This window comes from Chromohalobacter sp. HP20-39 (assembly GCF_033052815.1).
Lineage (GTDB): Bacteria > Pseudomonadota > Gammaproteobacteria > Pseudomonadales > Halomonadaceae > Chromohalobacter.
In genome coordinates, this window is record NZ_JAWHTP010000846.1 from 1 (window position 1) to 258 (window position 258).

The window sequence follows — 258 nt, forward strand, 5'->3', positions numbered from 1 at the left end:
GGTCGCCACATAGGGCGTGACACCGCCGCCGACAATCGCGCCGATGTTGAAGCTGAACGCCATGCCCGTGTAGCGCACGCGGGTGGGGAACTGCTCGGCGTAGGTCGGATAGCCGACGGACTGAACGATCGGCAGCGGCAGCGCCACCACCATCATGGCGAGGAAGGCCAGGCCGATGTTGTGTTGATCCATCAGCAGCATCATCGGCAGCACGAGTACCGCGTAGGCGATAAAGCCGGCGGCCCGCACCTTGCGCCG

Annotated in this window: 1 pseudogene; it reads right to left on the reverse strand. The window is 65.5% G+C overall.

What is annotated here, in order from left to right:
- Positions 1-258: pseudogene (locus RVY79_RS20345) on the reverse strand (hypothetical protein); the annotation flags it as partial.